This is a genomic window from Pseudomonas sp. SA233 (assembly GCF_054792385.1).
The window spans coordinates 5,572,591-5,588,667 of record NZ_CP096449.1 but is presented as its reverse complement, the minus strand read 5'-3'; the positions used below and the strand labels follow the sequence as shown (position 1 = coordinate 5,588,667).

The 16,077-nt window shown below is 64.6% G+C and carries 12 protein-coding genes; 7 read left to right on the top strand and 5 right to left on the bottom strand.

From position 1 onward, the window contains the following. Window positions 1–96 precede the first annotated feature (96 nt). Window positions 97–1,023: a LysR substrate-binding domain-containing protein gene (locus M1D87_RS25590; protein ID WP_015272317.1), complete on the top strand. Its 927-nt coding sequence runs from the start codon at window positions 97–99 to the stop codon at window positions 1,021–1,023. A 154-nt stretch (window positions 1,024–1,177) separates the two neighbouring features. Here M1D87_RS25590 and hglS read toward each other — a convergent pair whose 3' ends face one another. Further along, window positions 1,178–2,572: a 2-oxoadipate dioxygenase/decarboxylase HglS gene (gene hglS, locus M1D87_RS25585; protein ID WP_421091512.1), complete on the bottom strand. Its 1,395-nt coding sequence runs from the start codon at window positions 2,570–2,572 to the stop codon at window positions 1,178–1,180. Window positions 2,573–2,775: 203 nt separating this feature from the next. After that, window positions 2,776–3,666, bottom strand: coding sequence for a LysR family transcriptional regulator (locus tag M1D87_RS25580; protein WP_013974770.1), 891 nt, complete (start codon window positions 3,664–3,666; stop codon window positions 2,776–2,778). 136 nt (window positions 3,667–3,802) lie between these two features. On the opposite strand from M1D87_RS25580, the gene amaB reads away from it, so the two are divergent. After that, on the top strand, window positions 3,803–5,293 hold the full coding sequence (gene amaB, locus M1D87_RS25575; protein WP_421091511.1) for an L-piperidine-6-carboxylate dehydrogenase: 1,491 nt from the start codon (window positions 3,803–3,805) through the stop codon (window positions 5,291–5,293). A gap of 167 nt (window positions 5,294–5,460) precedes the next feature. Then, window positions 5,461–6,747, top strand: a complete 1,287-nt coding sequence (gene amaA, locus M1D87_RS25570) for an L-pipecolate oxidase (protein WP_013974769.1) — start codon at window positions 5,461–5,463, stop codon at window positions 6,745–6,747. A 108-nt stretch (window positions 6,748–6,855) separates the two neighbouring features. On the opposite strand, the gene M1D87_RS25565 is transcribed toward amaA, so the two are convergent. Further along, entirely contained in the window at window positions 6,856–8,283 is a 1,428-nt protein-coding gene (locus tag M1D87_RS25565) for a mechanosensitive ion channel family protein (RefSeq protein WP_123085534.1), read from the bottom strand. Window positions 8,284–8,603: 320 nt separating this feature from the next. On the opposite strand from M1D87_RS25565, the gene ycaC reads away from it, so the two are divergent. The 4 genes from ycaC (at window position 8,604) to M1D87_RS25545 (ending at window position 12,991) form a co-directional block, all read left to right on the top strand. Then, window positions 8,604–9,233 (top strand): isochorismate family cysteine hydrolase YcaC, encoded by a 630-nt coding sequence (gene ycaC, locus M1D87_RS25560; RefSeq protein ID WP_085691498.1) that lies wholly within the window; start codon window positions 8,604–8,606, stop codon window positions 9,231–9,233. A gap of 114 nt (window positions 9,234–9,347) precedes the next feature. After that, entirely contained in the window at window positions 9,348–9,914 is a 567-nt protein-coding gene (locus M1D87_RS25555) for an antibiotic biosynthesis monooxygenase (RefSeq protein ID WP_123085535.1), read from the top strand. 39 nt (window positions 9,915–9,953) lie between these two features. After that, window positions 9,954–10,772 carry an alpha/beta fold hydrolase gene (locus M1D87_RS25550; protein ID WP_015272311.1) on the top strand — a complete coding sequence of 273 codons (819 nt, stop codon included), beginning with the start codon at window positions 9,954–9,956 and terminating at the stop codon, window positions 10,770–10,772. A gap of 377 nt (window positions 10,773–11,149) precedes the next feature. Continuing rightward, window positions 11,150–12,991 (top strand): amidohydrolase, encoded by a 1,842-nt coding sequence (locus M1D87_RS25545; RefSeq protein ID WP_015272310.1) that lies wholly within the window; start codon window positions 11,150–11,152, stop codon window positions 12,989–12,991. Between the two features lie 166 nt (window positions 12,992–13,157). Here the strand turns inward: M1D87_RS25545 and M1D87_RS25540 are convergent, their stop codons facing one another. Both M1D87_RS25540 and M1D87_RS25535 read right to left on the bottom strand, forming a co-directional pair. Continuing rightward, a complete protein-coding gene (locus M1D87_RS25540; protein ID WP_123085536.1) occupies window positions 13,158–14,756 on the bottom strand; it encodes an MFS transporter in 1,599 nt (532 codons plus the stop codon). Between the two features lies 1 nt (window position 14,757). After that, a complete protein-coding gene (locus tag M1D87_RS25535) occupies window positions 14,758–16,020 on the bottom strand; it encodes an OprD family porin (protein WP_123085537.1) in 1,263 nt (420 codons plus the stop codon). Between the last annotated feature and the right edge of the window lie 57 nt (window positions 16,021–16,077).

Sequence of the window (16,077 nt, the reverse complement as noted above, 5' to 3'; positions counted from 1 at the left end):
TGCACAAAAGGATAAAAGCGATCATTGGCATGAGTCTGACTCATGTATATATGCTTCCCGGTGATTCATTTCACAGCCCCGTATGGCAGGTGCCTCATGTCCCGTCAGCTCCCCCCGCTGTATGCCCTGCGCGCATTCGAAGCCGCCGCGCGGCTAAGCTCCTTCACCCGTGCCGGCGAAGAGCTGTCGATTACCCAGAGCGCGGTCAGCCGGCATATCCGCACGCTGGAGGAGCACTTTGCCTGCCGCCTGTTCGTGCGCAGCGGCCGCAGCCTGCAACTGACCGAAGCGGCGCGGGTGCTGCTGCCCGGTGTGCGTGAAGGCTTTGCCGCGCTGGAACGGGCTTGCGATACCTTGCGCGGTGAGGATGACATCCTGCGCATGAAGGCTCCCTCGACCCTGACCATGCGCTGGTTGCTGGCGCGCCTTAGCCGCTTTCGCCACTTGCAGCCTGGCAACGAAGTGCAGCTGACCAGCGCCTGGATGGATGTCGACCATGTGGACTTCAACCAGGAGCCGTTCGATTGCGCGGTGTTGCTCAGCGACGGGGTGTTCCCGCCGGAATGGGAAGTGCGCAGGTTGTTCCCGGAGCTGCTGATCCCCGTGGGTGCGCCAGACCTGCTCGACGAGGAACCCTGGGACGAGCGTCGGCTGGCCTGCATAGAGCTGCTGCACCCCACGGTGGACAAGCGCGACTGGCGGGAATGGTTGGAGCGCATGGGGTTGAGTGACAAGGTTTCGCTCAAGGGCGGGCAGGTGTTCGACACCCTGGAGCTGGGCATGATTGCCGCTGCGCGTGGCTATGGCATTTCCATGGGTGATTTGCTGATGGTGGCCGAAGATGTGGCGCAGGGGCGCTTGAGCTTGCCTTGGCCGACGGCGGTGCCCAGCGGGATGGATTATTACCTCGTGTGGCCGCGCACTCGGCCGGGGGGCGAGCGGTTGCGGCGTTTGAGCGCGTTTCTGGAAGAGGAGGTGGCGGCGATGGATTTGCCGGATGTGCAGATCCTGCCGCCCCTCTGATCGCCTGTACCGGCCTCTTCGCGGGTAAACCCGCTCCCACCGGCACAGTACTGGCCTCAAGGCCTGCGCCGAAGCTTCCACAGGACCGCGCTGGCCTCAAGGACTGCACCGAGCCTGTGGGAGCGGGTTTACCCGCGAAGAGGCCGCAATGCCTTTACATCGAGCCCAGGTTCAACGCCTGTGCACACGCCTGCAGCGACCGACGCTCGCTCTGCGCATACAGCGCCAGCTCATCCTGCACCTGCAGCCCCAGCGCCGCTTCGAACGCATCGCGGTTGGCGTTGCTGCCGTACTCGGCCTGCGCATCGTCACCCAGGTTGGACTGGAAGATCCCCGCCGCGCTCACCGGCAGGAAGTCCTCGTACACCAGCGCCTCGAAGTGCACATGGCCTGCCTCGATCAACCCTTCCAGCGTGGTTGGGCGGTCGTCCTGGTCACGCGCAGCCAGGCCTTTTTCGGTGGCGAAGTAGCGGAAGTAGGCCAGCCCTTGTTCACGCATCTGCGCCAGGTCGTCCGGGAACTCGGCAAAGGTGTCCTTCAACAACGCCATGTAGCGTTCGGCATTGGCCTCGGCCGGGGCGCCACCCAGGGCGGCGCGGGTGGCGTCGAGCAGCTTGTCGTACAGCTGGCGGCCTTTCGGCGTCAGCGCCGCGCCGCGTTGCTCGATTTCGCCGAAGCGCGCGGTGTGGCTGCCTTCGCTGCCCTGCTGGTCGCTGAACGCAACCTTTTCCTGCAGGGCCTTGAAGCTGGTCTGGCGCAGCAGGATCGGGTGGCGGCGGGTGGGCGGGCCTTCGACCACGGCCTTTGGCGGGATGCCCTTGGCCGGCATGCCGAGCTGGATTGCATCGATGTCCAGGGTGCGCGGGGTCAGATGGTTGATGTGCGGGCCCTTGAAGGCCACCACATCGGCGATCAGGCGGTGCTGGTCGTGCAACTGCTGGTACTGCTCGGCAGTGACGGTGGCGTCATGGTGCCAGCGGAAGGTGTGCAGCGCTTCCTGCACGAACGCCTCGGCATCGGCGGCATTCAGGCCATCATCGCGCTCGCATTGGTCGATCAGCTCTAGGGCGCGGGCGGTGAAGATCTGGCGCTTGGCCAGGATGCTCTCTGCCAGCTTGCGCAGCTGCGGGTTGTCGATCAGTTCCAGGCGCAGCAGCGAGGTGAACACGCGGAACGGGCTGACATGCAGCGACTGCTCGTGCACCGCGCGGAAAGCGGTGGAATGCACCGGCACACCAGCGGAACTGAGGTCGTAGTAGCCGACCGGCTGCATGCCCATGACCGCGAACAACCGGGCGATGGTGGCCAGTTCTGCGGCGGTGCCCACACGGATGGCGCCGTGGCGCTCCTGATCCAGGCGCTCGATTTCGCCGGTCCAGCGCAGGGCTTCGGCAACCTCGGGTTGCTGGGCCATTACCTGCTGGTTGATTTCGCTCACCAGCTCCAGCAGCGTGCCGTACAGGGGCACTTCTTGTTTGTACATGAGCGACATGGCGGCAGAGAACTGCGCGCGGATGCTGTCGGGGCTGACGAAATCGTGGGCGGGCATCGCTAGCTTCCTGGTTGGGTTCGGACGCTTACATGAAAGCTGGGAATGCACTTTGCTCACAAGCGAAAAAAAGTGAGTGTGTCATTCCTTTTTTGATCGACCTCAAGGGCCCTTTCGCGGGCACGCCCACTCCCACAGGGTACCTCACAGGGTTCAGGCCTTGCGTGATACCTGTGGGAGCGGGTTTACCCGCGAAGAGGCCCTCAGGTCGATAGCTGCTCACGAATCCATTCCACCAATGCCCTTACCTTGGGCACCTCCGCCGCATGCTCGGCATACGCCAGGTAATGCGCCCCGGCACTGCGCATTGCATGGTTCCACGGCACCACCAAACTCCCCTCGGCCAGCTCCTTCGCCGCCAGGTAGCGCGGCACCAACGCCACCCCGCACCCGGCCTGCGCCGCGCTCAAGGCCATGTAGAAGGTATCGAAGCGCGGCCCGTGGTAGGCACTGACGCTCTGCAAACCCAACTCCAGGAACCACTCGTGCCAGGCCTCTGGCCGCGAGGTGCTCTGCAGCAACACCAGTTCGGCCAGCTCTCCGGCATCGTTCAGTTCACGCCCGGCCAGCAACTCCGGCGCACATACCGGCACCACCTCTTCACCGAACAGCTCCATGCAGGTGGCCCCCGGCCAAGTGCCCTGGCCATAGAAGAACACCACGTCCGCCGAACCTTGCAGCAGGGCGAAAGGCTCCATCTCGTTGCGGATGTCCAGGTGGATGTTGTTGTGGCGCTTGCCAAAACCCTTGAGGTGCGGGATCAACCAGCGCACGCCAAAACTCGGCTGAGTGGCTACCTTCAATATCTCGGTCTGCTCGCCGTAGGTGAGCACATAGCGGCTGGACATATCCACCTGGGTGAGGATCTTGTTGACCTCGGCCAGGTACAGGCTGCCCGCCGGCGTCAGTTGCAGGCGGCGACGGATACGCAGGAACAGGTGGTGGCGCAGCATGTCTTCAAGCTGCGCCACCTGCTTGCTGACCGCGCTCTGGGTCAGGTGCAGCTCTTCGGCGGCACGGGTAAAGCTCAAATGGCGGGCTGCAGCTTCGAAGCACTGCAGGGCGGTCATGGAGGGCACCAGGCGTTTGGACATAGCGGTCTCTGCGGCTCAAATCATTACCTGACGGAATGATATGCGGAATAAAGGTCGTTTGTTGCACCGGTGTGATCGGATTAATACTGATCCACATCATTTTTCCACCCCATCACCCGATGTAGGAGATGCACAAATGGTTGCTGGACTGCTCGAGCGCCTTGGCGTTGCTGCCGAGGCTTACACCCAGGGCGACTACCCTGTTCACACGCCGATCGACGGCAGCCAGATCGCCTCGGTGAAACTGCTCGGCAAGGCCGAGACCATCGCCCGCATCGATCAGGCCCGGAGCGCCTTCGAAGCCTGGCGCAGCGTGCCGGCCCCGCGCCGTGGCGAGCTGGTGCGCCTGTTCGGCGAAGTGCTGCGTGAGCACAAGGCCGACCTCGGCGAGCTGGTTTCGATCGAAGCCGGCAAAATCACCCAGGAAGGCCTGGGCGAAGTGCAGGAAATGATCGACATCTGCGACTTCGCCGTTGGCCTGTCGCGCCAGCTGTACGGCCTGACCATCGCTTCCGAGCGCCCTGGCCACCACATGCGTGAAACCTGGCACCCGCTGGGCGTGGTCGGCGTGATCAGCGCCTTCAACTTCCCGGTCGCAGTCTGGGCCTGGAACACTGCCCTGGCCCTGGTCGCCGGTAACTCGGTGGTATGGAAACCGTCCGAGAAGACCCCGCTGACCGCCCTGGCCTGCCAGGCGCTGTTCGAAAAAGCCCTGAAAGCCTTCGGTGATGCCCCGGCCGGCCTGGCACAACTGGTAATCGGCGGCCGTGAAGCCGGCGAAGCCATGGTCGACGACCCGCGCGTACCGCTGGTCAGCGCCACCGGCAGCACCCGCATGGGGCGCGAAGTCGGCCCACGTGTGGCTGCCCGCTTCGGCCGCAGCATCCTCGAACTGGGCGGCAACAACGCCATGATCCTGGCCCCGAGCGCCGACCTCGACCTGGCCGTGCGTGGCATCCTGTTCTCCGCAGTCGGCACCGCCGGCCAGCGTTGCACCACCCTGCGCCGCCTGATCGTGCACCGTTCGATCAAGGACGAAGTGGTTGCCCGCGTCAAAGCCGCCTACGGCAAGGTGCGCATCGGCGACCCACGCAAGGACAACCTGGTGGGCCCGCTGATCGACAAGCAGTCGTTCGACGCCATGCAAGGCGCGCTGGCCAAGGCCCGCGACGAAGGTGGCCAGGTATTTGGTGGCGAGCGTCAGCTGGCCGACCAGTACCCGAACGCCTACTACGTATCGCCTGCCATCGCCGAAATGCCGGCGCAGAGCGACGTGGTGCGCCACGAAACCTTCGCCCCGATCCTGTACGTGCTGGCCTACGACGACTTCGAAGAGGCCCTGCGCCTGAACAACGAAGTGCCACAAGGCCTGTCGTCGTGCATCTTCACCACCGACATCCGTGAGGCCGAACGCTTCCAGAGCGCCTCGGGCAGCGACTGCGGCATCGCCAACGTCAACATCGGCACCAGCGGCGCCGAGATCGGCGGTGCGTTCGGTGGCGAGAAGGAGACTGGCGGTGGCCGTGAGTCCGGTTCGGATGCCTGGAAAGGTTACATGCGTCGCCAGACCAACACCGTGAACTACTCGCGCGAACTGCCGTTGGCGCAGGGTATCGTGTTCGACTGATCGGCTGATGCTGCATGGCCGGGGGCCTGGCCCCCGGTTCGCGGGTAAACCCGCTCCCACAGGTACAACACAGTTCTTGAAACCTGTGATGCACCTGTGGGAGCGGGTTTACCCGCGAATGGGCCGCACAACGGCCCCAAACAAGAACAAATTGCTGGAGCCGGGCCATGTCCGAACTGCGTCAAGAATGCTTGTGGGAATTCGTCAGCAAACCGACCGTCGCCGCCCAGGCTCTGGCCGGTGAGCACAAGGCCGATGTCTGCGTGATCGGTGGCGGCATTACCGGCCTGTCGGCGGCCATCCACCTGCTCGAACAGGGCAAGTCGGTGATCCTGCTGGAGGCCTGGAAGATCGGTCACGGTGGCTCCGGGCGCAACGTCGGCCTGGTCAACGCCGGCACCTGGATCCGCCCCGACGATGTCGAGGCCACCCTCGGCCTGCAGCAGGGCAGCCGCCTGAACAAGGTGCTCGGCGAGGCCCCGGCTGAAGTGTTCGCCATGATCGAACGCCTTGGCATCGACTGCCAGGCCCAGCACAAAGGCACGCTGCACATGGCGCACAACGCCACCGGTATCGCCGACCTGGAGGCCCGCCACGAACAATGGCGCCGCCGTGGTGCCGACGTGGAGCTGCTGACCGGCGCCCAGTGCCAGGAATACTGCGGTACCGACAAGATTTCCGCCGCGCTGCTCGACCGCCGCGCCGGCACCATCAACCCCATGGGCTACACCCAGGGCCTGGCCGCAGCGGTGGCACGCCTGGGTGGCAAGCTGTTCCAGCAGTCTTCGGTCGAAGGCCTGGAGCGTGACGGCGATGCCTGGCGGGTGAAGACCGCACGTGGTTCGGTGCGCGCCGACAAAGTGGTGATTTCCACCGGCGCCTACACCGAAGGCGACTGGAGCAACCTGCAGAAGCAGTTCTTCCGTGGCTACTACTACCAGGTGGCATCCAAGCCGTTGCAGGGTGCTGCAGCCGACAAGGTGCTGCCACATGGCCAAGGCTCGTGGGACACCCGCACCGTGCTCAGCAGCATCCGTCGCGACGACCAGGGCCGCCTGCTGCTAGGCAGCCTGGGCCGGGTCGACAACAAGCCGGCGTGGTTCGTGCGCAGCTGGGCCGACCGCATCCAGAGCCACTATTACCCGGAGCTGGGCAAGGTCGAGTGGGAAATGCACTGGACCGGCTGCATCGACTTCACCCCGGACCACCTGATGCGCCTGTTCGAACCGGCGCCGGGGCTGGTGGCCGTGACCGGCTACAACGGGCGCGGCAATACCACCGGGACCGTGATCGGCCGGGCGTTTGCCGAGTTCCTGCTGAAGGGGGAGGCGGGCAGCCTGCCGATTCCGTTTTCGCCGATGAAGGGCGTGAGTGCGCCCTCGCTGAGGACTGCGTTCTATGAGTCCGGGTTCTCGCTGTACCACGCGGGGCAATGTTTGAGAGTTGTGTTGTAAATACTGGCCTCTTCGCGGGTAAACCCGCTCCCACAGGTACTGCGCAGCGTTCAGATTTTGCGCAGTCTCTGTGGGAGCGGGTTTACCCGCGAAGAGGCCGGCACAGGCTTACTTGTGCAACCAGCTGAGAAAACCGCCCTTCTTGATCGAAACTGGCTTCTGCAGCAACAACGACTCCCGGCTCTGCCGCCGAAACCGCTGCAACTTGCTCAACGCCGTCTGCACATCGCCGCGTTGCACCAGGCAGCTCTTCACCTGCTCCTTGTCGATCCGGTACAGCACGCAACCGGTCAATGTGCGGAATTCGGCAAACGACTGCTCATCGTCGATGATCCCCTCGATCCCGAGCACCTCGCCCGGCCCCATGCGCCCGGCCTCCACCAGCTTGTCGCCATCGCGGATCGACGCCGAAACCACCCCGCTGCCAATCACCAGCAAGTGATCGGAATGCTCGCCCACGCCCAGGATTACCTGGTCGGCCAGGTATTCCACCGCCGTCATACGCTGGCTCAACGCATCGCGCTCTTCCGCGCTCAGCGAGCGGAACACCCGCACCTCGTCCAGCACCTCGCGCTGGCGGCTGCGTGGTGGCATGGCCAGGTCGGTGTTCCACATAACCCCGCTGGCCTCCAGGTGCCGGTGGGCCAGGTCGAACAGTTGGTTGCGCGCGTCGCCCTTGGCGCCCGCGTCGGCCACGAAGCCGCTGGCTTCGTACTCCACTGATTCCAGCGTCGAGGCTTTCACCGTCACCTTTGGTCTTGGTGTAGCCAGGATGGCACTGACGCCTTGCAAGGCTTTTTCCAGAGCATCGAACACCCGTTTGGGCCGCACCTTGGCCGGTACCACCACGCTGACCGACACCCCGTGCACATCGGCCGGGCGGCTGTGGTTGAGCAGCCGGGCCTTGGCCGCCACCGAGTTGGGGATCACCGCCAGGCTGCCGGTGCTGGTGAGCAGGCGGGTGGCACGCCAGTCGATTTCCAGCACCTTGCCTTCGGTGCTATCGATGGAGATCGAGTCGCCAATCTGATACGGCCGCGTGGTGTTCAGGATGATGCCACTGAACACGTCGGCCAATGTGCTCTGCAGCGCCAGGCCGATGACGATGGCCATTACCCCCGATGTAGCCAGCAGGCCCTTCACCGGCAACTGCAACACATAACCTGCGGCGGCGACCACCGCAGCCAGGAAGATCAGCGCCCCCAGCACATCCTGCAGCAAACGCCCGCCATGGCTGCCACGGGCACCCAGCAACAGGCCGAACACCACCGTCACCGTGCGTGCGCCGAACAGCCACCAGCCGATCGCCAGTACCGTGGCGATCAGGTTGCGCGAGACATCATCGGGCCAGGGTGGTGGTTGCATCGGGCTCATGCCGGCAGCCACCAGTACCGAGCTGAACAGCAGGAACAGCACCAGCCGCGCGCCGATGCGCCAGGCGCGTTGCTGGAGAGGAATCAATTGCCAGAGCACGAGGTCGAGCAGGACCAGGGCGGTGCCGAGCAACAACGGGTATGACTGGATGAACGCCAGCATGGTGGTCTCGGGTGAGGGGAGGGTTGTGGGTAGTAATAGAGCAGGTTGGCCGGGCAGGCAATGGGGCCTGTGCCGGCCTCTTCGCGGCTAAAGCCGCTCCCACAGGGATTGCGCTGGATCTGAATCGTGCGCAGTACCTGTAGGAGCGGCTTTAGCCGCGAAAGGGCCGGTCGAGCCCATACAAAACCATCGTTCATAAAACAGAACGCTAGAGCCAAAAATCGCTATCTACCGCCCAAAAGGTCATGGTTTTAATCTTCTCCCATCAACGCGAAACACCCAACTTACTGAAAAGATCAAAACCCTTAGGAGCAACGACCATGACCAACTTCAAATACAACCGCCTGAACAAAGACGACGCTGCTGTCCTGCTGGTCGACCACCAGGCTGGCCTGCTGTCCCTGGTCCGCGACATCGAGCCGGACGCGTTCAAGAACAACGTATTGGCCCTGGCCGACCTGGCCAAGTTCTTCAACCTGCCGACCATCCTCACCACCAGCTTCGAACAAGGCCCCAACGGCCCGCTGGTACCAGAGCTGAAAGCCCTGTTCCCGGACGCCCCCTACATCGCCCGCCCAGGCCAGATCAACGCCTGGGACAACGAGGACTTCGTCAAGGCGGTGAAGGCCACCGGCAAGAAGCAGCTGATCATCGCCGGCGTGGTAACCGAAGTGTGCGTAGCCTTCCCGGCGCTGTCGGCCCTGGAAGAAGAGTTCGAAGTGTTCGTGGTCACTGATGCCTCCGGCACCTTCAACGCGATGACCCGCGACGCCGCCCACGACCGTATGAGCCAGGCCGGCGCACAACTGATGACCTGGTTCGGCGTGGCCTGTGAGCTGCACCGCGACTGGCGCAACGACATCGAAGGGCTGGCCGCGCTGTGCTCCAACCACATCCCGGACTACCGCAACCTGATCACCAGCTACAACGCTTTCAACGCCAACAAGTAAGCCTGATGCGCGGGCACCGCAAACCGGTGCCCGCCAAGGCAGCACACCTGTCCAATCCTGCGCCCGTCCGCCGTTGCACAGTGGATGCGGGCAAGCTCATCCCAAGGAACGCCGATGAACACCGCACCCCAAGACAACCGCAACGTGGTGACCCTGGTCATCCAGCACAAGGTTCGCGCCGCGTCGCTGGCGGCCTACGAAGCATGGCTCAAGCGCACGGTCAGCACCGCGCGCCGCCAGCCGGGACACCTGGACGTCAACGTCATCCGCCCTGACGACGGCGGGCTGCATTTCACCACCGTGGTGCGCTTCGCCGATGCCAGCCTGCTGCAGGCCTGGGTCAACTCGGCCGAGCGCCAGACACTGGTAAGCGAAGTACTGCCGCTGCTCGAGGGGGGGGACCACACCCAGGTGCACGACGACCCGGAATTCTGGTTCACCCCGCCGAGCACCAACGCAGCGCAACCGCCGCGCTGGAAGCAGGCGCTGCTGACCTATCTGGTGATCTGCCCGATGACCATGATCATTCCACAACTGCTGGCGCCGCTGTTCGCACGCTTCCCGCAGCTGGGGGGCGCGATCACCGGCAACCTGATCGTCAACCTGTTCGTCATCCTGCCCGTGGTGTTCTACATCATGCCTTGGGTAACCCGCCGCTGCGCCAACTGGCTGCGTGGCTGAGCCAGGCCTTTACCTCGACATTTTCAAGGAGATACCGACATGAGCACGTTCGTTACCCGCGATGGCACTTCGATCTACTTCAAGGACTGGGGCAGCGGCAAACCTGTGCTGTTCAGCCACGGCTGGCCACTGGATGCCGACATGTGGGATTCGCAGATGGAATTCCTGGCCAGCCGCGGCTACCGCGCCATCGCCTTCGACCGCCGTGGTTTCGGCCGTTCGAGCCAGCCATGGAACGGCTACGACTACGACACCTTCGCCGATGACATCGCCCAGCTGATCGAACACCTCGACCTGCGCGACGTGACCTTGGTGGGCTTCTCGATGGGTGGCGGCGACGTCAGCCGCTACATCGCCCGCCACGGCAGCGAGCGTGTGGCCGGGCTGGTGCTGCTTGGCGCGGTGACGCCGGTGTTCGGCAAGCGTGACGACAACCCTGAAGGTGTCGACCTATCGGTGTTCGAGGGTATCTGCGCCGGCCTGCGTGCCGACCGGGCGCAGTTCATCGCCGATTTCGCCACGCCGTTCTATGGCATCAACCATGGGCAGCAGGTGTCCCAGGGTGTGCAGACCCAGACCTTGAACATTGCGCTGATGGCATCGATCAAAGGCACCCTGGATTGCGTGACCGCGTTCTCCGAAACCGACTTCCGCCCGGATATGGCCAAGATCGATGTGCCGACCCTGGTGATCCACGGTGACGACGACCAGATCGTGCCGTTCGAGAGCACCGGCAAGCGGGCGGCGGAGCTGATTCGCGGGGCTGAGCTGAAGGTGTATGCGGGGGCGCCGCACGGGTTTGCGGTGACTCATGCACAGCAACTCAATCAAGACTTGCTGGCGTTCCTTCAGAAGTAACTGGGCTGGGGCATTCGCGGGTAAACCCGCTCCCACAAGGGACACCACAGTCTTCAAGGCCGGTGGTGTCCCTGTGGGAGCGGGCGTGCCCGCGAAGAGGCCAGCCCAGGCAGCGCAAATGCTGAACAAGGCTAACCTTCAACAACCCACCGCACATCCATCCAAGCCTTGCCCCTACACCAACCGGCATGCTCCGCAGTTGCGCCTGCCCGCTGCCGCACCAGACGGAGAACCCAATGTCCCAGGACCGCAACGACAAGACCCGTCGCCAGTTCCTCGCCACCAGTACCGTGCTCGGTGCCGCTGGCGCGCTCTGGTCCGCATTGCCTTTCACCGGTTCCGCCGGTTCCGCTCACGCATCCACCCAAGGAGGTTCCATGACCGCCGATCTGATTCTGTTCAACGGCAAACTGCACACCGTTGATCGTGAAAAGCCCACCGCGACCGCCGTCGCCATCAAGGATGGCCGTTTCATCGCCGTGGGCAACGACGCCGAAGCCATGGCCCACAAGGGCGCCACCACGCAGATCATCGACCTCAAGCAGCGCACGGTCATCCCTGGCCTGAACGACTCGCACCTGCACCTGATCCGTGGTGGCCTGAACTACAACCTGGAGCTGCGCTGGGAAGGCGTGCCTTCGGTGGCCGATGCCCTGCGCATGCTCAAGGACCAGGCCGCGCGCACGCCGACCCCGCAGTGGGTGCGCGTGGTCGGCGGCTGGAACGAGTTCCAGTTCGCCGAAAAACGCATGCCCACCCTGGAGGAAATCAACCAGGCCGCACCTGACACCCCGGTATTCCTGCTGCACCTGTATGACCGCGCACTGCTCAACCGCGCCGCGCTCAAGGCAGTCGGCTACACCAAGGACACGCCCAACCCGCCGGGCGGCGAGATCCAGCGTGACAAGTTCGGCAACCCGACCGGCATGCTCATCGCCCGCCCCAACGCGATGATCCTCTACGCCACCCTGGCCAAGGGGCCGAAGCTGCCGCTGGAATACCAGGTCAACTCCACCCGCCAGTTCATGCGCGAGCTCAACCGCCTGGGCCTGACCAGTGCCATTGATGCCGGTGGTGGCTACCAGAACTACCCGGACGACTATCAGGTGATCCAGGAGCTGGCCGACAACAACCAGCTGACCGTGCGCATTGCCTACAACCTGTTCACCCAGAAGCCCAAGGAAGAGCTGGACGACTTCCGCAAGTGGACCTCCAGCGTGAAGCTGCACAGCGGTACCGACTTCCTGCGCCACAATGGCGCCGGCGAGATGCTGGTGTTTTCCGCCGCCGACTTCGAGGACTTCCTCGAACCGCGCCCGGACCTGCCGCAAACCATGGAACAAGAGCTGGAGCCGGTGGTGCGCCACCTGGTCGAGCAGCGCTGGCCGTTCCGCCTGCATGCCACCTACAACGAATCGATCACGCGCATGCTCGACGTGTTCGAGAAGGTCAACCGGGACATCCCGTTCAATGGGCTGCCGTGGTTCTTCGACCACGCCGAAACCATCACCCCGCAGAACATCGAGCGTGTGCGTGCGCTGGGCGGCGGTATCGCGATCCAGGACCGCATGGCCTTCCAGGGTGAGTATTTCGTCGACCGCTACGGTGCCAAGGCTGCCGAGCAGACCCCGCCGATCAAGCGCATGCTCGACATGGGCGTGCCGGTGGGCGCCGGTACCGACGCCACCCGCGTGTCCAGCTACAACCCGTGGACCTCGCTGTACTGGCTGGTCAGCGGCAAGACCGTCGGTGGCATGGAGCTGTACCCGGAAGGCCTCAGCCGTGACACTGCGCTGCAGCTGTTCACCCAGGGCAGCGCCTGGTTCTCCAGCGAGCAGGGCAAGAAAGGCCAGATCAAGGTGGGCCAGCTGGCTGACCTGGCGGCGCTGTCGCTGGACTTCTTCAGTGTCGATGAAGAGGCGATCAAAGGCATCGAGTCGGTGCTGACCGTGGTCGATGGCAAGGTGGTGTATGGCGCGGCGGAGTTCGACAAGCTCGGCCCGCCCCAGGTGCCGGTGCTGCCGGAGTGGTCGCCGGTGACCAAGGTGCCGGGCCACTGGCGCGTGGGCACGCCGTCGCTGGCAGCGGTGGCGCACCAGTGTGTCGGGCCTTGCGGGGTGCATGCGCACAGCCATGAGAAGGCACGGCATTCGAGTGTGCCGGTGAATGACTTCCAGGGCTTCTGGGGGGCGCTGGGTTGTTCGTGCTTTGCTTTCTAAGCTGAGCTGATGTGAAAAGAGGGGCCAGTTATTGGCCCCTTTTTTGTTCCTTCTGTGCTGGCCTCTTCGCGGGCTCGCCCGCTCCCACAGGTACATCGCAGCCCTCAGGCTCTGTGCGATCCCTGTGGGAGCGGGCGAGCCCGCGAAGAGGCCGGAAAAACCAACATCAATGGTGAGCCTTGTGCTCAGCTCCAGCCAACAGATGCCGAATCTTCACTTCCACCCCATCGGTCTGCAGCATCCGCACCCTGGCCTCGATCTTCAGCTCACCCCGGGTTACCCGGTGGTGATGCCTCAAATGCTCCAGCCACGATTCCTCGAAGAAGAACTCCAGCCACAACGCCGGGTCCGCACTGTCGCGCATCAACCCCCATGACAACGCGCCATTGCGCTTGCGCATCGCCTCCAGCTCCCGCGCTGCCTGCTGGAAGGCCTCGGCCTTGGCCGGGTCGATGTGGTATTCCACGGTGACCATCACCGGCCCGCTTTCCTTGTCCATGTCGTCGCTCAGCAGCGGCACCGGCCAATGCAGTGACGGCGTCAGCTCCTCGGCTGCGGTTTCCGGCAGCGTCACCTTGCAGGTCAGCAGCGTGCCCAGTGCCAGGCCTCCTGCGGCCAGCAGCAGGCTCAAGGTGATGGTTGCATGGCTGGCCAGCGTGCCCCACAGCAACCCGCCACTGGCCATGGCACCAAAGAAGATCAGGATGTACACCGACAGCGCCCGCGCCCGTACCCAGGCCGGCACCGAGGTCTGCGCCGCCACCTGCAGGTTGGACAGCACGGCAATCCACGCCGCGCCGCTGAGCAGCATTGCCGGCAGCAGCACATAGAAGTTGCGCACCAGCGCCAGGGCCAGCAGGAACAGGGCATACAGCAGGCTGGCGAGCAGCACCAGGCGGTCGCGGCTGATGCGTTCGCGCAGGCGGGGCAGCAAGGTGGCGCCGGCCACTGCGCCGATGCCGATGGCCGCCAGCAGCAGGCCGAAATCGGCGGCGCTGCCATGCATCTCGCCACGCACGATCAACGGCAGCAGCGAGGTGCCGGCGCTGGCGCAGAAAAAGAATGCCAAGGCGCGCAATATCACCGCCTGCAAGGGCTTGGCACTGCGCGCGAAACGCAGCCCGGTGCGCATGGCGCCGACGAAGCGCTCGGCCGGCAGCAGCGGCTCCTTCACCTCGCGCTTCCACAGGAACAGCACCAGGATCACCCCGGCGAACGAGATGGCATTCAAGGCGAAGGTCAACCACGGGCCGACCATGCTCACCACCACGCCCGCCAAAGCCGGGCCGATGGCGCGCGACACGTTGATACCGACACTGGAAAGCGCCACCGCGTTGGCCAGGTCGTCCTTGCCTACCAGCTCCGGTGTCAGCGCGCTCCAGGCCGGCATCATCAGTGCCGTGCCGATGCCCAACGCCAGGGTAAGCACCAGCAGCAGGGTGACGTTCATCAGCCCGAGCAGGGTCAGGGCCGCCAGCACCACGGCCACCGAAGACATCCACAGTTGCACCAGCAACAGGTAGCGGCGCTTGTCGACGATATCAGCCGCCGCGCCGGCCGGCAGGGCGAGGAAGAACATTGGTAGCGAGCCGGCTACCTGGATCAGGGCCACGTGCAACGGGCTGGCCGACAGCGTGGTCATCAGCCAGCCGGCGCCCACCTCATGCATCCAGGTGCCGATGTTGGAAGCGATGGTGGCGATCCACAGCATGCGGAAGGTGGCGTTGCGCAATGGGCTCCAGGCGCCTGAAGGGGACGTGCTCATGTCAGAAGCTGCCTTTGAGTGGGTATTCGATGATCAGGTAGATCCGGTCGATGTCATCGCCAGCCTGGGCCTGGTTGGCGCGGTGGCTGACGTGGGAAAACGACAGGCTCAGGTCCTTGGCGGCGCCCGACTGCACCACGTATTTCAGGTCGATGTCGCGCTCCCAGTGCTTGCCGCCGTCGCCGTACTGGCCCACATAGGCGCCGCCTGCCGGGGCATGGCTGCCGTCGATCCCACGGCCGCTGACGTAGCGGCCCATCAGGCTCAGGCCGGGGGCGCCGAGGGTTGCGAAGTCGAGGTCGTAGCGCAGTTGCCACGAGCGCTCGCCGGGGCCGTTGAAGTCGGCGTACTTGATCGAGTTGGCCAGGTAGATGGAGTCGCCGCCGACGAAATCGAACGGGGTGTCGCCCTCGACCTTCTGGTAGGCCAGGCTCAGCGCCTGGGCGCCAAAGCTATACCTGGTCAGCAGGCTGTAGGCGAGGGTGTCGATTGCCCCGGCACTGGCATTGCCGGTGTCGCGGGTCTTGTACAGGTTGCCGTCCAGGCGCCAGTTACCCTCGGCCAGGTTCAGGTCGAGGTAGCCCTGGCGCCAGGTGTCCTCCAACTGGCCAGCATATAGCGCGCCGCCGAATGGCCCGTCGGGTGCGAACGCAGCGCCGGCCAGGCTGATGGCACGGTTGTCGGTGGTAGCGCCGTAGCCGCTGAAGTCATCATGGCTGGAGCTGTTGTCCTGGTTGTTGAAGGCGGTGAAGTGCCCGGCCTGCAGGCGCCAGTCGGGCAGGTCGGTGTTGTCCAGGAACCAGCCGGTGGCGTACTCCGGGTGCAGGCGTTTGTCGCTGGTGTCGAACACCGGGGTTTCCACGGTCATTTCGCCGTAGCGCAGTTGGGTGTTGCCCAGGCGCAGCTTGAGTGCGGCGCCGGCGCTGGAGTAGTCGGACTCGGCGCGGCCATCGCTGTCGCGCGGCAGCAGGCCGGTGCCGGCATGGCCGCGGCCGCCGTCCAGCTTGAGGCCGAGAAAACCATGGGCATCGATGCCAACGCCGAGTGTGCCCTCGGTGAAGCCGGAGCGGATTTCGCCAATGAAGCCCTGGGCCCATTCCTGGCGGTAGTTCTGGCCACTGCCGGAGGGCGAGCGGAAGTCGCTGTGCAGGAAGTAGTTGCGGCTGAGCAGCGACCAGCCGGGCTCTTCGGCCTGGCTGAGCGCCGGGCACAGGGCGAGGGTGGCGAGCAGGGCGCGGCCTGGTCCGTGGGTGGCGCGGATCATGGGGGCTCCGGGAGGGATGATCCGAGACTGTGGAGGAAGGATAGGCCAGGGGTCTTG